Raw genomic sequence first — 22,763 nt, 5'->3', positions numbered from 1 at the left:
GCCCACGGCAGATAGGGACCGACCTGTCTCACGACGGTCTGAACCCAGCTCACGTACCACTTTCATTGGCGAACAGCCAAACCCTTGGGAGCTTCTTCACCCCCAGGATGTGATGAGCCGACATCGAGGTGCCAAACCGCTTCGCCGCTATGGACGCTCGGAAGCGATAAGCCTGTTATCCCCGGAGTACCTTTTATCTGATGAGCGATGACCCTTCCATACGGGATCACCGGATCACTAAGACCTGCTTTCGCACCTGTTCGACTGATGAGTCTCACAGTTAAGCACCCTTCTACCTTTGCGCTCTACGCCTGATTGCCAACCAGGCTGAGGGTACCTTTGCACTCCTCCGTTACTCTTTGGGAGGAGACCGCCCCAGTCAAACTGCCCAACTGACACTGTCCGCTGCCCGGTTTCACGGGATCAGCGTTAGAAATAAAGCATATCCAGGGTGGTATTTCAAGGACGGCTCCACGAAAGCTGGCGCTTCCGTCTCAAAGCCTCCCACCTATCCTACACAAAACATACCTCAGCCCAATATCAGCCTACAGTAAAGGTTCACGGGGTCTTTCCGTCTAACCGCGGGTACGTGGCATCTTCACCACGACTACAATTTCACCGGGTCGGTGGTTGAGACAGTGCTCCTGTCGTTACGCCTTTCATGCAGGTCGGAACTTACCCGACAAGGAACTTCGCTCAGTTTGTTACTACCTCGATCTGCTACCTTCTCGCTGAAACGCGTTCATCTCGCTTCAGAAGGGATAGACACAACCACCAAGCGGGTGGATGTACGCAGTGAGGTGGATTGGACATTTCTGCCAATCTCTGCATGTCGCCATGCAGCTCGGACTGGCTCTTCATCCCGCCTACCCAACCGACGAACAACGAATTGTTCAACGCGAGGGCTGACTGGATGCTTGGCGTACAGTCTCTGAGGATCCTACTAATCGTAACCGAAGACGAATCTTCGCTTACAACGTTGGTTTCCTGCTGATGATCTGCACCGAACGGATTTTCACTGACAACTGAATACGGGCGAACCCGTCCCCAATTCTCGAGTACCGTCGGATACTCAGACTTTCCAGCATATAGCCAAGGACTATTTGAAGATTGCTCAACAAATGGGCAGATAAACTACCTTAGGACCGTCATAGTTACGGCCGCCGTTTACCGGGGCTTCGGTCGAGAGCTTCACTCCGAAGAGCTAACCCGCTTCCTTAACCTACCGGCACCGGGCAGGCGTCAGTCTCTATACATCCACTTACGTGTTAGCAGAGACCTGTGTTTTTGATAAACAGTCGCAGGAGCCGATTTACTGTGACCCCCAGCAGCGTGAACCACCAGGGGCACCCCTTATCGCGAACTTACGGGGCCATTTTGCAGAGTTCCTTAACCACCGTTCTCCCGAGCGCCTGAGACTTCTCGTCTCGCCTACCTGTGTCAGTTTTAGTACGGTCACAAGTGCTTCAACCCTTAGAAGCTTTTCTTGGACGTCTTTCAGATGACTTCCTGAACATAAACGCAGTCGGTACTCTTCCTTGACGTGCGGGGTGGATTTTCCTATCCCCTGTCTTGAAAGAGCCCACGGACATTTCTAGTCGTACCGCTCACCTTACAGACGCCGTCCCTCCATCGGTCCACACTTGTGGCGCAGGAATGTTGACCTGCTATCCATCGTCTACGCCTTTCGGCCTCGACTAAGGTACCGGCTAACCCTGGGCGGAATTACCTTCCCCAGGAAACCTTAGGCTTTCGGCGAGCAGGATTCTCACCTGCTTTATCGTTACTCATTCCGGCATAATCACCTGTACGCCCCGACACCGCTCCTTTCGGTACGGCTTGTATCTGACGTACAGCGCTCTCCTACCACTCAGATCATCCGAAGAATCACTGAATCCGCGGTTTCGGTGTCATGCTTACTCCCGTTCATTATCGGCGCAGAATTGCTCGACCAGTAAGCTGTTACGCACTTTTTAAATGGTGGCTGCTTCTAAGCCAACATCCTGGCTGTCACGGCAACTCAACTTCCTTAGTGACTGAGCATGACTTCGGGACCTTAACCGACGGTCTGGGTTGTTTCCCTCTCGACCACGCAGCTTATCCCACGTGGACTGACTCCCAAGATAATCGTACCGGTATTCGGAGTTTGGTTCAGTGGGGTATCCGGGTAAGGACCCCCATCCAATTCAGTATCTCTACCCCCGGTACGTAGTGGCTTGAGGCTAGCCCTAAAGCTATTTCGGAGAGAACGAGCTATCTCTGGGTTTGATTAGACTTTCACTCCTCCCCACAGGTCATCACCTCAGTTTTCAACCTAAGTGTGTTCGGGCCTCCACGCAGTATAACCCGCGCTTCACCCTGCCCATGGGTAGATCACCCAGTTTCGCGTCTACCACCGCTGACAATTTCGCGCTATTAACACTCGGTTTCCCTACGGCTTCAGCCCGGAAGGCCTTAACCAAGCCAGTGACGGTAACTCGCCGGATCATTATGCAAAAGGCACGCCGTCACACCGTCCGAAGACATGGTGCTCCGACCGCTTGTAGGCACACGGTTTCAGGTTCAGTAACCTCCCCTAGCAGGGGTTCTTCCCATCTTTCAGTCACCCTACTGAGTTCACTATCGGTTGTTAGGGAGTATTTAGCCTTACGGGATGGTCCCCGTAGATTCAGTCGGGGTTCCACGTGACCCGACCTACTCAGGAACCTCAATAATAACGGAGACGATACAGCTGTCGTTTACGGGACTGTCACCCTCTGTGGTTGAACTTTCCAGAACATTCTACTAGCAGATCGTTTTGTAACTCCTTCATGAGGCCCTACAACCCCGCGAGGAAAATCCCCACGGTTTAGGCTATTCCGCGTTCGCTCGCCGCTACTGACGGAATCGATTTTTCTTTCTTTTCCACCGGTTACTTAGATGTTTCAGTTCACCGGGTTAGCTACTCATACCTATGTATTCAGTACAAGCCAGTTCAGGGATTCCAGGATCATCGCTCGTTTGTCAACTCCCCCGGACTTTTCGCAGACTTCCACGCCCTTCAAAGCCTCCTAACACCAAGACATCCCCCGTGCGCCCTTAGTAGCTTGACCACAAACATTCAACACTCGAGTCCAAAGACTCGCATGAGAAAGCCTGAAGGCCACACTCTACTCGTTCCAACTTGCAAGCAAGCTGGAACGTCGCAACGATTTTTTTTTCAAAAGAATCTGTCCAACATCTTGCAAGGCTCTCGCCCTTCAAAAGTTGGTCCAGACACTCGTGGAGAGTCGACTTCGCTTTACCACTCAATCTGACCAAAGTCTTCATGAGCATAAAACTCAGCCGACATCTTTTAGATGCCAATTACCACAACCAAATTGCCAAGGATCAAAACTGCCGAAGCAGTCCCGAGCCAACCAAAGCTGACCCGTTGTCGTCTCACCGCTGGGGTGAAGTCCCGGAGTTTATCCCTTTGCTCGAAAGCCGTCAAGGGCTGTCGAAAACAAAGCTTCAAGGGGTGCGTGGTGCATGCCAAGACAAGCGACCGAAGAACCCGCTGACGATCACGCTAGTGACACGTCAAACTGGGTCACACTCCTTTCCATTCGGATAGCTCCATTGCTTTCCCAACTGGCGAAGCGAATAGTCTATCGGAAGATGTAAACGCTCGTCTATATCCCTGTTGCGATTTTTTTACAAACCGCCGTCCTGTCGTTTACGCAAACTGATTCGATCGCGCCACTTTACCTAATGGGAGAGCGGTCAATTTGGCTCTCGCCCGTGAGCGCCAACACCAATACTATGCTTATATAGCAGCTCTAACCTACCCTCACCGTTGCTACCGCGAGAACGCAAAAGATCGCTGGCGGCTGCCGTTAGCATCGCCAGCAAGCGACTTGTAAGAAAGACAAAAAACTGATCAAAAAATTCAAGTTGAGACCTGAGGGCGCCCCATGAAAGAGTTCGGAACAACCAAAACGACAATCAAAAATCGACTTCTAAACCCCGAAAACGAATCGCCATTTCAACCGCGATCGGCATTCTGCCCCGAGAATCCCCAAGCAAGCCCGTCAGCTCGCGGTCAAACAACAACACAAATCCCCATCATCACGAGCAGAAATAGCCCTAAGTCCGCCAGACTGAGAATCAATGAAGAAGCTCTTGAGATGAGACTGTTGAAGGATCCGCTGCAAAGCCCACAGACGAACTCCCGACAATCCAACCGCCCGGACAATTGGCGTTTCCAGAGCAATCGGTAGCTGGCCCATTAAGACGGGGCCCATTAAGACGGGGCCTGCGCATCAAATTCGGAAATCAAATAAAAGCGACGCGATACGGCTGCCGGCAAGCACACGGCCCGGAGAGGATAAAAGCTTGACCCCAACCGATGATTCGGTGGCTGAAACGTCTCCCCAGCGGCGGAACCCAAGCGCAAACGAGTGCCGGTTCGGACCAAAAGCTTGGCTAATCGGGCTTCGAGCAGCCAAAATCTGCATCGATCGACGGATTGAGCAGCGACCGCTTAAGAATTGTTGGATGACAGCTGCTAATGGCTACAGTACAAAGTAGAGGGAGAGGAATTCCTGCGGATTAACACGAGAGGATACGGACAAGAATGGTCGACAGACGTCATTTTTTGCGTAGTGCAGCTTTTCTCACAGGTGGTGCAATGTTATCGGGGAGCGTGTCGGCAGATCAGCAAACAAACAAACGTCCGTTAATCATCTCAACCTGGAAATTCGGCAAACAGGCCAACGACAAGGCACTCAATACCATTCTGCACGGCGGTTCGACGCTCGATGGTGTCGAGCAAGGCATTCGAGTGATCGAAGATTCCGGCAATTCATCGGTTGGCCTGAGTGGCACGCCCAATGCCGCGGGCTTTTCCCAGCTAGATGCCTGCATCATGCATGGCCCGGGACATACAGCCGGGGGCGTCGCAGCGATCGAAGGCTTCAAACATCCGATAAGCGTTGCCCGCCGTGTGATGGACAAATCCCCACACGTCCTTTTGGCCGGCGACGGAGCTCGCTGGTTTGCTCTGGAGGAGGGTTTTGAATCGGTCGACATTTCCAAACGCCCCCAACAGGCAAAAGCATGGCGTCAACGCGACCGCGATCCCAAGCCAAAACAGGCTCCAGCTGGCGGCCCTGACAACCACGATACGATCACTGTGCTCGTGCTCGGCGCCGATGGAACGATATCCGGCGGCTGTTCCACGAGCGGCTTGGGCGGCAAGCTGCCTGGCCGAGTCGGTGATTCTCCGATCATCGGCAGCGGACTCTATGTGGACAACGAAGTCGGCGCAGCCGGTGCGACCGGCATCGGTGAAAACGTCATGCGATATTGCGCCTCTTTTTTAATCGTTGAATTCATGCGACAAGGGCTTCACCCAACAGAAGCCTGCAAAAAAGCGATCTCGCGGTTGACCGCGAATGAACCCAAAGGCAAGGAACTAGCAATCAACTTTATCGCCCTCGACAAACAAGGTCGGTTTGGTGCAGCAGGCACAGACGACTTCCCACACGCTGTGACCTATCCGGGTTACAGTGAAGTGTTGACCGTAGCAGCAAGCTAAGTTCGGAGCTTTTCGCTTTTATTTGCCCCACCCGATTCGAGATTCGTCGGCACCCATCGATCCTGTACAATCGAGCAGAGATTCGAGTTCGTCTCCTAACCACCGCTTCCCCAAAACACGAATGAGGACACCCGTGAAACACACCCGTTCGCTGACCTTGCTGCTCTTCGCGTGGATTGTCAGTAACACTGGCTGCGCTCCGTCAGCTGTGGCTCCATCGCCCGACGCGCCGCTGGCCGTCGGGGAAACGATGCCCCCCATCCTGCCGGAAGGCTGGCTCAATGGCCCCGGCCCCAGTTCGGCCGATTTGAAAAACAAGGTCGTCGTGATCGATATTTGGGCTTACTGGTGAGGCGCTTGCCACGAGTCGGCACAGAGCCTGGTTCAGGCCTATCAAGAATTCAAAGAAAACCCGAACGTCGTCTTTATCGGACTTACCCCAGAAGATGCCAGTTCGCTGCAATTGAGCGAAACGTTTATCAAGAACAATGGCATCCCCTGGCCCAATGCCTACGGTGCGGTCAAGGCGATCGAAGATTTGGAAGTGAAAGTGTATCCGACCGAAATTGTCGTGGGAAAAGACGGCAAAGTCGCGTGGCACAGCAGCCTGACTGGCAAGACCTCGGTGGCGATCAACCAGGCGTTGGCCGCTCACTAAGGCCGCCGGCAAAAGATCGCTCGTCGTTGCAGTTCGGCAAACGGTTTCCATCGTTTCACTTTACGCGTCCCCGACAATCGGTTGAAACAAACACCCAACCGATTTCTCACGGTCCAGCAGCCCCACGAACCGATAACGATTACTGTTCGTAGAAGGGGCTTTACCCGAGTGAGTTTCGGCTCACACTTGTGAATCGCATGGATGCGAAGGGCCCGTATTTTCGTTGGCCAACGTCAACCGACGCAGGCAGCAGCATTGCTATCACCGCCGAGTCATTAATCACGAGAACTTTGGCGTTGGCAAGCGATTCGGCTTTTACCGTCTTTCCGTTCTGGGTAAATTGCGATCGAAGCGACGGACAATCGATAACGGCAACAGGAGGTTGCGATGAGAATCTGCCCGGATGCAGCAGAAGTAAGAGAGATCGTCCACCATGGTTTTCTCGAATTAGGCATTAGTGAGATGACCCTGTGTGACGTCAATGAAACCGTCAGGATTGATGACGGCCGTCTTTGTGCCCGTTCCTATCGAATCGCCGATCTGATGGCGATGTGGCTGATTGATATTGGTATCATTCAGTACTACGACGCCGAGGGGAACATGCTTCGACGCACCAATCTATTGATGGAATCGGAGCCCCGGCGAATTTCCGAGCCTCGGCGCCTAGCAGCGTAGCCTTTTGGCCGCAACATCCTCGTGATCTGTGTGGAATTCCCAGGATCGTCGGTTATGATGGTGCCCATCACCGCTTCCGACCGATCCATGAGGAGTTCCGCCCCAATGTCGTATCATCGACGGCACTTTTTACGCCAATCGTCTGCCCTCCTGGGTGCGGCCGCTCTGCCCGTTATGCTCTCGAATCGCGCACAGGCCGCCGTCGGCGACAAGTGTCGACTCGGGCTGGTAACCTATCTCTGGGGTAAGGATCTGACGCTGCCCGAGCTGATCGAAGTCTGCGAACAGAGCGGGGTTCTGGGCTTGGAACTTCGTACAACTCACCGGCATGGTGTGGAACGGGACCTGACTCCGCCACAGCGACGCGAGGTGAAAGCGAGACTGGCCGATAGCCCGGTAACCCTCGTCGGTATGGGCAGCAACGAGCGGTACGATGACCGGAATCCTGCGAAGGTCAAGGCGGCAATCCAGGCCACCAAAGATTTCATCCTTTTAAGCCAACAGGTGGGGGGATCGGGGGTCAAAGTGAAAGGCGATCGCTTTCATGACGACGTACCCCACGAACAAACACTGGCCCAAGTCGGCGCGGCACTGCACGAATTGGGAGATTTCGGGGCAGAACATGGCCAAGAAATCCGGCTGGAAATCCACGGTGGCTTTTCCGAAATTCCGATCCATGCTGCGGTCATCAAAGCCGCCAACCACAAAAATGTGCGTACCTGCTGGAATTCAAATCGACAGGATTTACAAGGCAAAGGACTTCGAGCCAATTTTAATCTCGTCAAGGACTACTTTGGACAGACGGCCCACATCCGAGCCTTGCAGAACAAGGATTATCCATTCGCCGAACTGGTGGAACTATTCGTGCAAATGAATTACGACGGTTGGCTATTGCTGGAAGCCAGGGGCGACGTCAAACCGCATGAAGTTGCGAAGCGATTAAGCGAGCAAAAAAGCATCTTTGACCAATATGTCGGCGGCGCCCAACAGAAGCTGGCACGCTAACCCCCGTCAAAGCCATTCTTTGATTTGTAAGAGTCAAAATGCGCCTTCCGTTGGAGCCGATCTGAGGGCTGGCACGCTGCTGAGCTGAAAATCGCCAACGGAACCGAATACTTCGGGAATCAGACGCCAACGCCCTATGCCACAATTCAGGATCCGCGAAGTTGCCGACCCCCGCGTAGAACGGTATCGCCACCTAAATCGCAAGTCATCCCGCCCGTTCAACACCTTCATCGCAGAGAGTAAGTTGGCGGTCGCACGAGCGATCACCAGCCAATTCAGCTTAGAATCAATCTTGACCGATGAGCGGTATGTCGAGGAACTCGACGAGTCAACGCCCTGTTCACTGCCAATTTATGTGGCAGCGAACGAGCTGTTGAGTCAAATCGTCGGCTTTGAGTTTCACCGCGGGCAAGTCGCGAGCGTCCGCCGTCCCCCTGAACCGTCCCTGCTCTCGCTGACAGGCGAGGGCTCTAGCTCGCTCATCGTCGTCTGCCCAGAAATTGGCGATCCGACGAATTTAGCGGGAATCATTCGCAATGCGACAGCGTTTGGAGCCACCGGCATGCTGCTAGGCCCGACGGGAGCAGATCCTTATTCACGTCGAGTCGTGCGCGTCTCGATGGGCAACGTATTCCGCCTCCCCATTCGCACGGCCGTCAACCTAACTAAAGATTTGCAACAACTGAGAGAGCAAACCAACTATCAAGTTGTCGCAACCGTACTCGACAAAAGCGCGGAGACTCTCATGAACTTCCATCGTGCGTCCCGTACCGCCTTGCTTTTTGGCGGAGAAGGCTACGGTTTGTCGGCTGAATGGATCGCGATGTCGGATCGACAGGTCACACTCCCTATGGCAGGAAAAACCGACTCCCTGAATGTGGCCACAGCGAGTGGTATTTTCCTTTACCAGTTTTCAATCGCAGCAAATGATGGCCAGCTTTGACTAAGTAATTATCAAAGCCACATCGCCTTGCGATAGAACTTCGCCAACCCGTACGGGTTCCGGCTCACCGTTCGCCACAATCTGTTCCTGCAATCCAGACGCCCGTTCGGGGGGCAAACTGATCAAGAGCCCCCCCGAAGTCTGTGCGTCAAAACAAAACTCGACCTTGAGTGAATCGGTTTTGCCTTCGATGCGCATCAGATGTTCGGCAAAACTGCGATTACTGTCACTGGCGCGTGTCCGATTCCCCCGTTCCGCCAGCTCTGCCGCCCCTGGCAATTCGGGCAGTTGGGCACTTTCCAGTAAAACCGTAACCTGACTGGCTTGCGCCATTTCACTGGCATGACCTGCCAACCCGAATCCGGTGATGTCGGTAACGGCGTTGGCTTGAGAGGCAATCGCTGCTTCACTCGCAATTCGATTCAGACGTTTCATGCTGTCGCAGGCGGCAAGGATTACTTGCTCGGGACAACGATTCATCTTGAACGCAGTCGTAATGAAGCCCGTACCGAGTGGTTTTGTCAGCCACAACTCGTCCCCTGGCTTGGCACCTTGATTGGTCAGCATCTGATCTGGCGTTACGACGCCAGTCGCCGATAAACCGTACTTGATTTCGGTATCTCGAACGGTGTGGCCACCTACAATCACCGCCCCTGCCTGTTGCACCCGATCGGCACCACCCCGTAATATTTCGCCAAGAATCGAGAGCTCGAGCTTATCGTCTGGAAACCCGACAATGTTAAGTGCTGTCGTGGGGCTCGCACCCATCGCATAGATGTCGCTCAAAGAATTCGCGGCAGCAATTTGACCGAAAACGAAGGGGTCATCCACCAGCGGTGGAAAAAAATCAAGCGACTGAATGATCAGTAGATCATCGCGCAATCGGTAAGCCCCCGCATCACTGAAACCTTCCGCTCCAACCAACAAGTTGGGATCTTCAAACTTTGGCAATCCTTGCACAACCTGTGCAATTCCCTCCTGGGGAAGCTTTCCCGCTCAGCCAGCACAACTGGCGTAATCAACGAGACGTTTTTTTCGTCCAAATAAAGGCATCCGCACTTCTTTCCATCTGATATTAATTGTTTAGCAAGAAACCCAGCGTCGCATCAATTGAAGCCATTTCAAAATAATTAGGCAAAAGCAGCTCGCAAAAGTTTTAGGCTTTGGGGAATAGCCGTTTCATAATCGTCTTTCCCTTCGAATTCCAACGAAACGAAACCTCGATAATTCTGCTCTCGCAATATTTTTGCCACGGCAGGGTAATCCACATCAAGCGTGTACCATTTGCCCCCGCCGTAATAAGTCTTCGCTTGGACAAAAACCGTCTTCGGCGCCATTTGACGATACTGCTTTAACTGGTTTTCAAAAAAATTCCCCGTATCCAACGTGACTTGCAACCAAGGCGAGTCAACGGCGTCGACAATCTTCAACACCCCATCGGCCGTCCGCCCCAGCCCCCAGTGGTTTTCGAGTCCCATCAGAACCCCGTATTTTTCTGCGTCTGGAATGAGTTGCTCAAAACTATCAATCACCCATTCAAAGCCTTCGGCATCTGTGTAACCTTCAAGTCGAGGTTCGATTCCTTTGTTCGCCATCAGTTCATCAAAACTTTTCGTCGTCCGCCAGCGTCCCGTATTCACTCGCATGGTGGGAATTCCCATCTCGTGAGCCAATTGCATACAGCGGCGTGTATGGTCAATGTTTTTTTTGCGGACTGCCGGATCTGGACTGACAAATCCCTGATGGGTCGAAAAGCCGCACAACGACATTCCATTGACAAACGCGCGACGTTTCAGCTTTTGCAAATACCCGTTTGATTCGTCCTGCATTTGAACATGCAATACTTCGAAACCATCAAACCCCATCTCAGACGCGAGATCGATACAACGTTCAATCGGAAGTTTTGTGGCGTCGTTGTAGCGCCAAAAAGAATATGACGAAATAGCAATCGGATTTGGGTGGTGAGTCGAGGTCGTCTGGTCGTCAGCATGAGCAGCAGGTCGCTGTCCAGCCAGCGCGACCGATGTAGCCGTCGCCGTGGCGACAGAAGCTGAGAGGAATTTGCGACGGTTAATCGACATGGGAACACCTCAAGAAATGCAAATGGAAAAGTCCGCAATTATTGGGAACCAGGGCCGTAGGGGCACGAATCCCCAACCCAGCCAGGCTTGGATCGTACGTCAGCCACCGGCTGATGTAAACTCACCCCGACGTTGATCGGTATTCAATCGTGTTCGGCTGTTTCACTGCTTGAACTGAACTCCCCGTTCGGCAACGGCTCGTTTTTGCTGTATACTGCGGGAAGCCTGCCACTTCGAACCGGGGTGTCGTTGGCCCGATCGACAATCTTCGAGCCTTCTTCGCCTCACGCATCCCTCCCTGCCAATTATCGTCGCGGAAGGCACTTCCCTCCGAGCTTTCAGGTCGACTCAATTCGACAAGAATTTCACTGCTAAGAAATGGAGATACGATGAACGGACAAGCAATCCGATTATTGGTTGTCAGCTGGCTGGCCAGTGCCATGGTGGCTCATGTTCACGCAGAGGCTTTAGAGCTAAAAAAAGGCGATCACATTTGTTTGGTAGGTAATGGATTGGGCGAAAGCCTCCAACATGCTAATTACTGGGAATCGCATTTACACCAACGCTACCCGGATCACAAGCTGGTCGTTCGCAACCTTTGCTTCCCGGCAGATGAAGCGTTCCTGCGTCCTCGCTCGGCGAACTTTGGCAGCCCCGATGACCATCTGAAACACAGTTCTGCTTCGGTGATTCTTTATTTCTTCGGCGCGACGGAAGCATTTGCCGGCCCCGAGGGAATTGTCTCGTTCAAGGCCGATTTAAAAAAGCTAATCGCACAAACACAAGGCAAGCAGTTCGATGGCCAGGCGGCACCGCGCATCGTTCTGATCTCGCCGAACGCCCACGAAGATTTCGGTGATTCGAATCGTCCGGACGTCGTTCCGATCAATGAAAACCTGCGGCTGTACACCGAAGCGATGAAAGAAGTAGCGGTTGAGACAGGTGTCGGTTTTGTCGATTTATTTTCGCCGAGCCAGCAAATGCTTGAAGGTGACGAGCAACTGACCATCAACGGAGTGCATTTCAATGACGCAGGCCATCAACAGTTGGCAAAAATCCTCGACAAGGGCTTATTCGGTGCTGCTGGCTCAAGTGACACAATTAACGCCAAATTGAAAGCCCAGATTGATGAAAAGAACTTCCAGTGGTGGCATCGATATCGAGCTGTCGATGGATTCTACATTTACGGGGGTCGCTCGAATTTACGTTTTGAGCCCGACAAATCCATCTCGAATCGTGACGTGATGGAACGGGAACGGGAGATTCTTGATGCAATGACGGCCAATCGGGACCAACGGATTTGGGCGGTTGCCAAAGGTCAGCCGGTTGCCGAAACGATCGACGACAGCAACGCCCCTGATTTCATCCCCGTCAAAACCAACTTCAACATCGAACAACAAGGAAAAACCGGACAGCTCGATTACTTGAGTCCGGATCAAGCGATCGAACAGTTCGAATTAGCTCCGGGTTTTGAAATCAATTGCTTTGCCTCCGAACAAGATTTCCCGGAACTCGCCAATCCAGTCCAGTTCACCTTTGATGCCCAGGGACGACTTTGGGTGGTCTGCATGCCATCCTATCCTCAGTATCAGCCAAAGACAGACGTCAATGACAAGCTGTTGATCCTGGAGGATACGGACCACGACGGGCGAGCGGACAAGTGCACTGTGTTTGCCGATGACTTGCATGTCCCCACGGGCTTCGAGTTGGCAGATGGTGGGGCCTATGTGGCTCAACAACCTGACATTTTGTTTTTGCGGGACACCGACGGCGACGACCGTGCAGATCTCCGCATTCGCCAGCTACGTGGCTTCGATTCAGCTGACACGCATCACGCGATCAGCGCCTTCGAATGGGGCCCTGGCGGAGCTTTATACTTCCAAGAAGGCACCTTTCATCACAGCCAGATTGAAACCCCACATGGGCCCGTCCGACTAAAAAACTCGGGTGTTTTTCGCTACGAACCACGCACAGAAAAGCTCGACGTTTTCGTCTCCTATAATTTCGCCAATCCTTGGGGACATGTATTCGACCGTTGGGGCCAAAACTTTGTCGCGGACGCATCAGGCGGAGCCAACTATTTCGGTACCGCCTTTTCCGGACATGTAGGCTATCACCGCAAACATCGTGGAATGAACCAATTCATCAAGAAACGCTTTCGGCCCACGGCCGGTTGCGAATTTGTTTCCAGCCGCCATTTCCCGGAAGAAATGCAAGGCAACTTTTTGCTGAATAATTGCATTGGAGAACAGGGGGTTTACCAACATCAAATGAACGATGATGGATCGGGGTTCAACGCGAAAGAAATTGAATTCATTGTCCGATCCAAAGATCGCAATTTCCGCCCCGTCGACTTACAGTTTGGGCCGGATGGGGCTCTCTACGTTTGCGATTGGCAAAATGCTTTAGTCGGACACATGCAGCACTCGATTCGAGATCCGAGTCGAGACCACGAGCACGGACGGATCTGGCGAATCAGTTGCAAAGATCGTCCATTATTAGAGCCGGTCCAGATCGCGGGTCAACCCACCCCGGTATTACTGGACCTTCTCAAAGAACCCGAAGACCGAACCCGCTATCGAGCTCGTCTCGAATTACGTCTGCACGACACTGAAGAGGTGGCGGCCGCTATCAAGAACTGGCTGAGTGGATTGAATTCGGCTGACCCGGACTACGAGCATCATCGACTGGAAGCACTTTGGGTGCTGCAACACCACAACCAAGTGGACGACCAACTGTTGCAACAAGTTCTGAACTCACCTGAACCGCGTGCACGAGCAGCAGCCACACGAGTGCTCTGCTATTGGCGTGATCAACTTGACGATCCCCTCGGATTGCTGGCCGATCGAGCTGTTGACGAACACCCTCGTGTACGATTGGAAGCAGTCAGAGCCTGCAGTTTCTTCCGAGATGAACAGGCAATCACCGCCGCCGAAATCGCCCTCTCGTCCTTAGCCGAACCCGACGACACGTACTTAAAGTACACGTTAAAGGAAACGATGGACACGCTGGATCCTTATCTCCAGTGAGCGATCATCTGCACGCGCGAAGTTGTATTCGAGTTTCTTGCCCTCCGTCACTTGCCATCAAAAGAGGCTCGCGATGTTGACCCGCACAAGCACGCATTGGCTTTGCTTGCTCTGCTGCCTGATGACCCTGGGTACCATCGGCCTGGGAGCACGAACGCAAGCCGATGATTTGGCGAAGCGGAAACCTCTGCCGCGATTCATTCGCAACCCTGTCATCGCCGATCGCTATCTGGGAACCCGCGATGTCACTGAATTACTGCAATTTGAACGGGCCGAACCGGTTTGCATCCAGTTCTTGAAACGCACCCAGATCCCCGAGGCTGCTCGACTCGAAGCGATCGAAAAACTCGCCGAGATCCGCAAAACAGATCCCGTCGCGGAACTCCTCCCGTGGATCCAACAATTCGACAACCATCCCCAGGCGGAAAACCAACTTGACATACTCGCAGATCTAACCCGCTTACTGCCACGACAGCCAAGCCCCGACCTAATAAGACATCGAGATGCTCTGCAACGACTCGGCATGGAAGCCAAAGTCCCAGTAACCAGTCAAGCCGCACTGGCTGCACTCGTTGCCGCCGACCAATCAACGGTTGAGGCCTGGCAACTCGCATCAGAATCCAACGCCATCTTGTTGGATTTACTTCGTGCGGTGCCGCATTTCCCGACGGAGATATCCCGAGAACAACTGTTCCAACAGGTTAAGCCACTTCTCAAGAACGCTCCCTCGAACGAGATCCAAAGTGCCGCCATTGAAGCGGCTGCGTTATTGGATGAACAAGGTAGCGACACGTTTGATCTATTCAGCACTTTCGTGCAACAGGGCACCCACCCCGACGCCTGTATCCGAGCCATCACCAACATTTCCAGCGACCGGTGGACTCCCGGTCAACACCAACCTCTCGCGAAAGGTCTGCTACAACACCTTGAAAAGATGCCACTCAACCAACGAACAAGCTCCAACGCCCAGAATACACGGAAGCTATTAAAAACCATTTCGAATCTCCTGCCATCAGATGAAGCAGCAGTCATCGAATCCGAATTGAAACGGCTGGCGGTTAAGACGATTCGCATCAAGTCGATTGAAGAACAAATGAGGTATGACCAAACGGTGCTCGTGCTCCAGGCCGGACAAGGCGTGCAAATCGTGTTCGAAAATCACGACATCATGCCACACAACTTGGTAATCGTTGACTCGCCCGCGGCTCGCGAGGAGGTCGGCATTGCGGCCGATCGCATGCAAAATGATGCGAATGCCATCGAACGTGGCTATCTTCCCGAGTCGGACAAAATTCTCCATGCAACAAACATGATTCAACCAGATGATCGTGAGTCGCTGTTTTTTGTCGCTCCGGATCAACTTGGCACCTATGCGTTCGTCTGCACTTTCCCGGGCCACTGGAGCAAAATGTATGGTGCAATTGTCGTCGTCGATCGAGTCGATGAGTACTTTGCCAGGTACCCAGTCTTACCATCCGCCGACGAATTACTTGGCATTCGCACTGTGGAATGGACCTACGATCGGTTGTCTGAGAACCTATCTCGCTTGAGCGAAGGTCGATCCTTCGAAAATGGCCAACGAATGTTTCTCAAGGCATCCTGCTACTCGTGTCACAAAATCAATAATGAGGGCGGGCGGATCGGTCCCGAGCTGACGAAGATCAGTGAGCAGTACAAAACATCGACCGAAATCCTCCAACATATTATGCACCCCTCTAAAAAAGTGGAGGATAAGTATGCGACCGCGATCGTCGAGATCGACGATGGACGGATCGTACGAGGGGTAATCGTCGAGGACAGCGAAGACAGGCTGCTGATTAAAGAAGATCCCCTTGCCACCTGTGACCCCACCATCATCGCCAAAGCTTCGATCGAAAACATCTCCCGATCGAAGCTTTCCCCCATGCCCGAGCAATTGCTCAACACGCTCGTCGAAGAAAGCCACGTCTACGACCTGCTGGCCTACCTTATCGCCGGAGGCAACGCCGATCACGAGCTCTTCAAGTAGCCATTGGGCGTTGCAACGGCTCCATCTTGTGAATTGGGTGATGACAGATTTGGCCGAAACAGGGAGATGACCTGTCGTAGCCAGCGAGTTATAATCCGGGCCAAAGGAAACAAACCTCAGGCACTCTTCTAACTTGACGAGGCGTCTCTTAATGAACGGTTGCAGGGCGAAATTCGAATTTATTCGCTTTACTTGGGTGACGATTCTGGGGATAGCGGTCTCTCTGCTTGGTGCTTGTTCCAAAACGGATCAATACCCCAATCGCCCAATCTTACTGATTTGCCCGTGGGCAGCAGGTGGCGGCACTGACCGTGTGTCACGAACCATGGCCGCACATCTGGAAGGCGAACTGGGTACGGCCGTCAACGTCATTAACGCGACGGGGGGCAAAGGCGTCACCGGTCACAGCCGAGCGATGGACGCTCGGCCCGATGGCTACACCATCGGAATGGCGACACTTGAGCTCAACATGATGCATTGGAGCGGCTTGACTTCATTAGACGTTGATTCTTGCGAACCCTTGATCTCCGTCAACGAAGACTATGCCGCTTTGTTTGTTCTCGCCGACGCGCCCTGGCAAACGTTGGAAGAGTTAGAAGCGGACATTCGCCAAAACCCGAAAAAGCTCACGGCATCGGGGACCTCCTCCGGAGGAGCCTGGCATTTGGCGATCGCAGGCTGGCTCATCGAGTCGGGTCTCAACGCGGATGATGTCGTCTGGGTATCGTCAACCGGATCCGGACCCTCCTTACAGGATTTGATTAGTGGCGGCATTGATATGGTCTGCTGCAGCCTGCCAGAAGCCGCAACGCTCTATAAGGCTGGAAAAATAAGACCGCTTGGCGTAATGTCGCCTGAACGAGCGAAGGGCTACGAAGAAGTTCCCACCTTTGCTGAACAGGGAACAGACTGGTCGCTGGGCGGCTGGCGGGCACTGGCCCTTCCCAAAGGCACACCGAAAGAGGTTCAACGCACGCTGCTGCAAGCATTGAATCGAATCGTGGCCGGTCAGACGACCGTATCCGACGTAACCTTCCCCGAATTCATGGAAAAATCAGGGTTTGACCACACCTATCGCACGGGCGCTCAACTGGATCAATTCCTGCGCGAGACCGATCAAAAGTTCGGCGTGTTACTCACAAGTGACGCGATGCAATCGGTCAATGAGGATCCGTTCAACCCGATGACCTTTCCCTACATCATCGTGGCCTTAATGGCAGCCACAATCATCGGGATTGTCATTCAATCCGCGCGCAACAAGAGCGACGTCAGGGACGAAAGAGAAAAACTCCAAATCACGCCGCACGGCGTGATCAGCTGTCTGCTCGTGCTGATGGCGATCGGGCTCTACGCGGCATTTGCCGAAACCGTAGGTTTTGTGATTATCAGTTTTGTCATCTTGTGCGGACTCGGTGTCTGGATGGGAGTTCGCCCCTGGCTGGCGATTTTGCTGGCGATCACATTTACCGTGGGCATTTATCAGCTTTTCACAACCGTTTTGCGTGTGCCGTTGCCACGCGGATGGTTTGGATGGTGACATGTTAGAAGTACTTAGCTCGGCGTTGGAATTGATTCTGACACCGGAAGTTTTGGGAATCATTCTATTGTCAGCGGCCTACGGTATCTTCGTGGGTTCGATTCCGGGACTCACGGCGACGATGGCGGTGGCGTTGATGGTTCCATTAACGTTTTTCTTGTCCGATATTCAAGCACTCGCCGCTATTGTGACGACGGTGACATGTAGCATTTTCGCCGGCGATATTCCGGCGACCCTAGTTCGAATTCCGGGTACCCCAGCGTCCGCCGCATATGCCTCAGATGCCTATGCGTTAACCCAACGAGGCCAAACGGGGCGTTCATTGGGAATTTCGTTGATCTTTAGTGTCTTCGGCGGCCTGTTCGGTACGCTGGTATTGATTTTTGCCGCCCCGTTACTTGCTCGGATTGCCGAAAATTTTTCGAGCTTCGAGTATTTCTGGCTCTACCTTCTAGGACTCACCTGTGCAGCCGTTGTTTCCGACGATTCACGGCTCAAAGGAGCGTTGGCGTTGCTGATCGGCTTGTTGCTCTCCACGATCGGTTTAGGAGCCGATTACGGCGAACCTCGATTAACCTTCGGCTTTGATCAGCTGATTACGGGAATCAATTTTATACCCGCCATGATCGGCCTGTTTGGGGTTTCGGAGTTACTTCGTAACGCACTCACTTCCAATCTGGGCCGGCCGGCGGATGAAATCGACGGCGAAGAAAGTACGACCAACGACCAAAACGCGATTTCGACAGTGATCAAGTACGTCGTCCCCATGTCGATCCGCCGTGTACCGCAGTTGATTCGCAGCAGTGTGATCGGCTCGCTCATCGGTATGCTGCCGGGAGCGGGAGCGGACATCGCCGCCTGGATTTCATATGCGGTCTCCAAACGATTCTCAGCTCATCCAGAGAAATACGGGCGAGGCTCTGAAGAAGGACTCGCCGATGCCACGGGAGCAAATAACGCCGCCTTGGGAAGTGCCTGGATCCCCGCTTTGGTCTTTGGCATTCCCGGCGATTCGGTCACCGCGATCGCGATTGGCGTGCTTCTGATGAAGAATATTCAACCGGGCCCCGACATCTTTGATCTCTCCAAACCTCAAGCTGTCTTGGTGTTTGGAATCTACATCACCTTCATTCTGGCAAACCTCTTACTAATCCCACTCGGCCTGATCGCCATCCGAGCGGGCACCCTGCTCGTTCACATTCCTCGAAACATTTTGATCCCAGCCATTGTCATCTTCTGCATCGTCGGATCATTCTCGTTGAACGCGAGTTACTTCGACGTGACGGTGATGCTCGTCATGGGAATCCTCGGGTTCCTACTCGAACGCCTGGGTGCGCCGCTCGGACCTGTCGTGTTAGGAATTATCTTAGGTGGCGCCTTGGAACACAAATTCATTCAATGCCTGACAAAATCGAATTCCCCGCTGGCGTTTTTAAGCTCCCCCATTTCATGGACCCTGGCGATCTGCTGCCTCAGCTTGTGGGCTTGGCCCCTCATTTTTTCCAAACGCCGTCGCTCATCCGTGAGTGGTGATTTGCCCCATGAATAAGTCGGCCAACTCAGCCGACTGAATTTCGAGCCCAGGTCGCCAGCAACACCGCGGACAGAGGATAAACCGCCAACCGGTTGCGGACTCGTACCATCCTCAAACTTCTGAGATGAACTACCGTCTCTCCCATCGCGAGCTCAGACTTCAACGGCGCACCAAGCGGCCCGCCCCATCAGACTCAAGAAAAAAACCGAAGATTCTCGCCATACACCGATGCGCTGACGTTTTCGAAATGGCATTTAGCTTGCCAAAACAATAAATCGTTACCCGAAGCGGGTGGAAGCTTGCGACACATCGCTCAAACCGAGAGCGACAACAGCGTGGCGAAACAAGCGTCAAACTCGCATCACGCCCCAGCCGGCTACGCTTTAAAGCGATATCCCACATGCGGAACGGATTGAACGTAGTCGCTAAACAGACCGAGCTTACCGCGAAGCGACGTGATGTGGGCCCCAATATCGTCTTCGGCCACCGGTTGGTCTTCGCTACTCACCGCCTGCACAATTTGTTTCTTCGTGTAAGCTCGATAAGGGGTTTTTGCTAAAAACCGCAGAATCCGAAACTCGACGTAATCCAAATTGATTGGCTGTCCGCCTAGTTCCACGAGATAACCCGAGCGAGGTGCAAGCTGTTCGTCGTTTAAGGTCGCTCGACGCCCGACCTCCTCTTGCTCACGAAACTCGAGTTCGAATGAAGCAACGTAGGACGACTCTTTGTCTTCATCGCGGTTCATGGTCTACCTCGTCCAGTAAGTCCTTGGTCATTGTACTGTCCCGCTTCGATTCAGATAAATAGCGGCCACAGATTGTCTCTTAAAACGTCAAAACATTCCCTCGCACGACTCACAACGGACTCCTGCAGGAATCATCTGACGCGGCGTTTCTATCCGCAATTGTTAAGATCTCAGCACAGGCAATGACGGCCGCTCCAGATAGTTGTTCAAATCAAAACCAATTAGGAAATCAGCGCACAATTGTCCTTGTAGTTGTTGAGACTCTGGTTTAGACTTCGGCGGACAGGAATAGAAGAGACTCACCTACAATAGGCGTTCAATGCCATTTCTTTGGCTGCGGTGGAGCGGACCATCAGTCCGGTCACAACGCTAACTGGCTAGGCAGGTTCGTATTCTCGAGCCGAGTCGATAGATTTCGCTACTTTCCGCAAGCAAATTTGCGCCTGGATCGCGGTCTATCGTCATGAGCAGATTCCGCTGAAGCAGCACATCATTGACTTAATCTCATGACGAAAGAATTGCTTGGATGCGAACGGGGCCCCGTATTAATCAAAGACGAAAATCGTTTTTTTTTCACATTCCGATTATCCTAACGGTCGTTTTCCTGCAACAGCCCAGCTGTTGGGGGAACGACAGCGAGAGTTCCGCGGAACCAAAACAGATTCGTGAACTTCGGTCCACCCATTTCATTCTTCACACCGATCTGGATGCGATCGCAGCCAAAGCCAGGCTGTCGAAGATGGAATCGATGCTCAGAATTGGGATCAATTACTGGGGACGTCGCTCAAAGGGACAAATCCACTGTTACTTGGTCGACGACCTGGAAGCTTGGCCCGCGAAATCATTCCCGAAGGAGTCCACTCGCAAGCTACTCTTGCTGGTCGGTGGTGAAACAGTATTCGATTTGAAGAGGATCAAATCTGGTGTAGTAAAGCAGACAAGCATTTATGCGACGACAAAACCAGGAGTGGTCGAACACGAAGTCATCCATGCCTATTGCTTCCAAGTTTTCGGAACGGCCGGCCCACAATGGTATCGGGAAGGCATGGCGGAATTATTCGCGATGAATGCGAGTCCGAAAACCGGAGCCATTTGTCGAGAACAAACACTTTCCATGTTAAAGAATGGCCCTCCCCTATCGCTAAAACGGGTACTCGCGCGCGAAAACTTCACCGCTTCCATTTCCGAGATGATTGGTCGAGACACGGATAAAAACGGAGCGGACAGTGGTTTTGATATTACCACCGACAATTGGGAGTCAACCAATTCGAAAAGGCTCAGATCGGCACAGGTCGCTTACGCTGAATGTTGGGCACTCTGTTACCTGCTGCATCACAATCCAAATTATGAAAAACGCTTTCGCATGTTAGGGCGGCAATTTCTGAACAACAACAGCGTAAAATTTGAAGACCTCTTTCGCCCAGTCATGCAAAACATCGACTTCGAATTGAAACAATTCGGGGAAAACATTGGTGACGGCTATCGGGCCGATCTCTGTCGCTGGAATTGGTCAAAAACCTTTAGTTCGATCGAGATTGGCGAGTCGATTACGGTACAACTGAAGGCGAACGCAGGCTATCAAGCGACCCAACTTCTTGTCGGTCGCAACGAGACTTATCAACTTACTTCTCTTGGCGATTGGTTGATCACGAAAAACGCTGCACGAGTGAATGTCGACGGAGATGAGTCGGGGCATGGGCAACTCGAAGCAGTCATCCTGAATGATTTCGAATTGCAGCCGCCAAGAATTCTCGGCTCCAAAGCACTTCTACGAACCTCGCACGAAGGCTTCGTCTATCTACGTTGCCACGACAATTGGCTGGGACTGGCCGACAATCGAGGCACGATCCAAGTCCGTCTAAAACGAATAAAGTAGCATCGTCATCCGACGACAGCCGTCACTCCCTGCTACAATGGATGCTCCGTGAAACGCACCCTTTCGGCATGCATGCGGGAAGGAGACAACGTGTCTGCTTGTTGTTTCGAACGAAAAAAGGTTAGGGACATCGAAGATCGTGATCCGGCTTCGCACTGCAATCGCTTCGTTTCCGTACCAAGCCGATCAATCTGCGCTTTTGATTTATGCTGGATTGGCAATCGGCATCCTGTTTTCGGTTTCGACGATTCCGGAGGCTGCCGAGACAAGTCCTGAGGTCACGGCAATAACCGATTCGGTACGTATCACGTTTTCACTTGATCCCTTCTATCATAAACAGGTCCTTGTCGAACATCTTCCGATTGTCGCCTCAGCCAAGGTTAGCGACATGGCAATGCTAGAAGCGGCTCATCTGATCCGCTCAATGCTAAAACAGCGTGGCGATATCCTAAAGGCACTCGCAGCGAACCGAGTTCGATTCGTCGTGATGGCAGCTGACGAATTGACCACGGACATTCCGGAACATTCTGATTTAAAGCCAACTCACTACTGGGACCGACGAGCACGGGGACTCGGACCGACTCCGCATCGGCCCGCAGTAAGCTGTGGCGAAGAGAATCTCTTACGATTCCCGGGCGACCCTTATGGCGCAGAAAACATCCTGATTCATGAATTCGCGCACGCGATCCACCTGATGGGTCTTGATCGAATCGATGCCACTTTTCAGCAACGGCTGGAGTTCTGCTTTGAGGCGGCTCTTGCCCATGGCCTTTGGAAGGGAACTTACGCCGCGAACAACGCCGATGAGTATTGGGCAGAAGGCGTTCAGTCCTTTTTCGGCACGAATCGCCCACCTGACCACGATCATAATCATGTCGACACGCGTGATGAATTACGACGTTACGATCGTCGCTTGTTTGAGCTCATCAAGGAGATCTTTGTGGATACGCCATGGCAGTACTCCCCGCCTGAGAGCCGTACGAACCAACCCCACCTCAAACGATTTGGCCAAGAACCGCGGCCCCCCTTCAGCTGGCCCCCCTTCAGCTGGCCCAAGCGAAGCCAGGATCAAGTCGTTCAACCGTAATTGAGAAGCCCTCACGAAGAAG

The 22,763-nt window shown here is 52.9% G+C and carries 15 protein-coding genes and 1 rRNA gene; 12 read left to right on the top strand and 4 right to left on the bottom strand.

Features of this window, described 5'->3' with window-relative positions:
- Positions 1-3,092, bottom strand: a 23S ribosomal RNA gene (locus P8N76_29210); the annotation flags it as partial.
- 1,505 nt (positions 3,093-4,597) lie between these two features.
- Here P8N76_29210 and P8N76_29205 point away from each other — a divergent pair.
- The 6 genes from P8N76_29205 (at position 4,598) to P8N76_29180 (ending at position 8,841) form a co-directional block, all read left to right on the top strand.
- Positions 4,598-5,560, top strand: a complete 963-nt coding sequence (locus tag P8N76_29205; GenBank protein MDG2385781.1) for a N(4)-(beta-N-acetylglucosaminyl)-L-asparaginase — start codon at positions 4,598-4,600, stop codon at positions 5,558-5,560.
- Between the two features lie 133 nt (positions 5,561-5,693).
- A complete protein-coding gene (locus tag P8N76_29200; GenBank protein MDG2385780.1) occupies positions 5,694-5,912 on the top strand; it encodes a hypothetical protein in 219 nt (72 codons plus the stop codon).
- Between the two features lie 111 nt (positions 5,913-6,023).
- Positions 6,024-6,218, top strand: a complete 195-nt coding sequence (locus P8N76_29195) for a hypothetical protein (protein MDG2385779.1) — start codon at positions 6,024-6,026, stop codon at positions 6,216-6,218.
- Positions 6,219-6,605: 387 nt separating this feature from the next.
- Positions 6,606-6,893 (top strand): hypothetical protein, encoded by a 288-nt coding sequence (locus P8N76_29190; GenBank protein ID MDG2385778.1) that lies wholly within the window; start codon positions 6,606-6,608, stop codon positions 6,891-6,893.
- A gap of 105 nt (positions 6,894-6,998) precedes the next feature.
- Complete coding sequence (locus P8N76_29185) at positions 6,999-7,898, top strand: TIM barrel protein (GenBank protein MDG2385777.1); 900 nt, start codon at positions 6,999-7,001, stop codon at positions 7,896-7,898.
- 136 nt (positions 7,899-8,034) lie between these two features.
- Entirely contained in the window at positions 8,035-8,841 is an 807-nt protein-coding gene (locus tag P8N76_29180; protein MDG2385776.1) for an RNA methyltransferase, read from the top strand.
- Here the strand turns inward: P8N76_29180 and selD are convergent, their stop codons facing one another.
- Positions 8,842-9,894 carry a selenide, water dikinase SelD gene (gene selD, locus P8N76_29175; GenBank protein MDG2385775.1) on the bottom strand — a complete coding sequence of 351 codons (1,053 nt, stop codon included), beginning with the start codon at positions 9,892-9,894 and terminating at the stop codon, positions 8,842-8,844.
- A gap of 77 nt (positions 9,895-9,971) precedes the next feature.
- On the bottom strand, positions 9,972-10,922 hold the full coding sequence (locus P8N76_29170) for a sugar phosphate isomerase/epimerase (protein ID MDG2385774.1): 951 nt from the start codon (positions 10,920-10,922) through the stop codon (positions 9,972-9,974).
- A 389-nt stretch (positions 10,923-11,311) separates the two neighbouring features.
- Between P8N76_29170 and P8N76_29165 the strand changes: the two genes are divergently transcribed.
- The 4 genes from P8N76_29165 to P8N76_29150 all read left to right on the top strand — a co-directional run bounded on the left by P8N76_29165 (position 11,312) and on the right by P8N76_29150 (position 19,045).
- Positions 11,312-13,951 carry a HEAT repeat domain-containing protein gene (locus P8N76_29165; GenBank protein ID MDG2385773.1) on the top strand — a complete coding sequence of 880 codons (2,640 nt, stop codon included), beginning with the start codon at positions 11,312-11,314 and terminating at the stop codon, positions 13,949-13,951.
- 73 nt (positions 13,952-14,024) lie between these two features.
- Positions 14,025-15,959, top strand: coding sequence for a plastocyanin/azurin family copper-binding protein (locus P8N76_29160; protein MDG2385772.1), 1,935 nt, complete (start codon positions 14,025-14,027; stop codon positions 15,957-15,959).
- Between the two features lie 151 nt (positions 15,960-16,110).
- Positions 16,111-17,496: a tripartite tricarboxylate transporter substrate-binding protein gene (locus P8N76_29155; GenBank protein ID MDG2385771.1), complete on the top strand. Its 1,386-nt coding sequence runs from the start codon at positions 16,111-16,113 to the stop codon at positions 17,494-17,496.
- Position 17,497: 1 nt separating this feature from the next.
- Entirely contained in the window at positions 17,498-19,045 is a 1,548-nt protein-coding gene (locus P8N76_29150; GenBank protein MDG2385770.1) for a tripartite tricarboxylate transporter permease, read from the top strand.
- A gap of 361 nt (positions 19,046-19,406) precedes the next feature.
- Here the strand turns inward: P8N76_29150 and P8N76_29145 are convergent, their stop codons facing one another.
- Complete coding sequence (locus tag P8N76_29145) at positions 19,407-19,778, bottom strand: winged helix-turn-helix domain-containing protein (GenBank protein MDG2385769.1); 372 nt, start codon at positions 19,776-19,778, stop codon at positions 19,407-19,409.
- 526 nt (positions 19,779-20,304) lie between these two features.
- Between P8N76_29145 and P8N76_29140 the strand changes: the two genes are divergently transcribed.
- Complete coding sequence (locus tag P8N76_29140; protein MDG2385768.1) at positions 20,305-21,654, top strand: hypothetical protein; 1,350 nt, start codon at positions 20,305-20,307, stop codon at positions 21,652-21,654.
- Between the two features lie 139 nt (positions 21,655-21,793).
- Complete coding sequence (locus P8N76_29135; protein MDG2385767.1) at positions 21,794-22,741, top strand: hypothetical protein; 948 nt, start codon at positions 21,794-21,796, stop codon at positions 22,739-22,741.
- Positions 22,742-22,763 lie beyond the last annotated feature (22 nt).

This window comes from Pirellulaceae bacterium, from assembly GCA_029243025.1.
Classification (GTDB): Bacteria; Planctomycetota; Planctomycetia; order Pirellulales; family Pirellulaceae.
The sequence above is the reverse complement of the archived record's forward strand: the minus strand, read 5'-3'. Positions and strand labels throughout refer to the sequence as shown.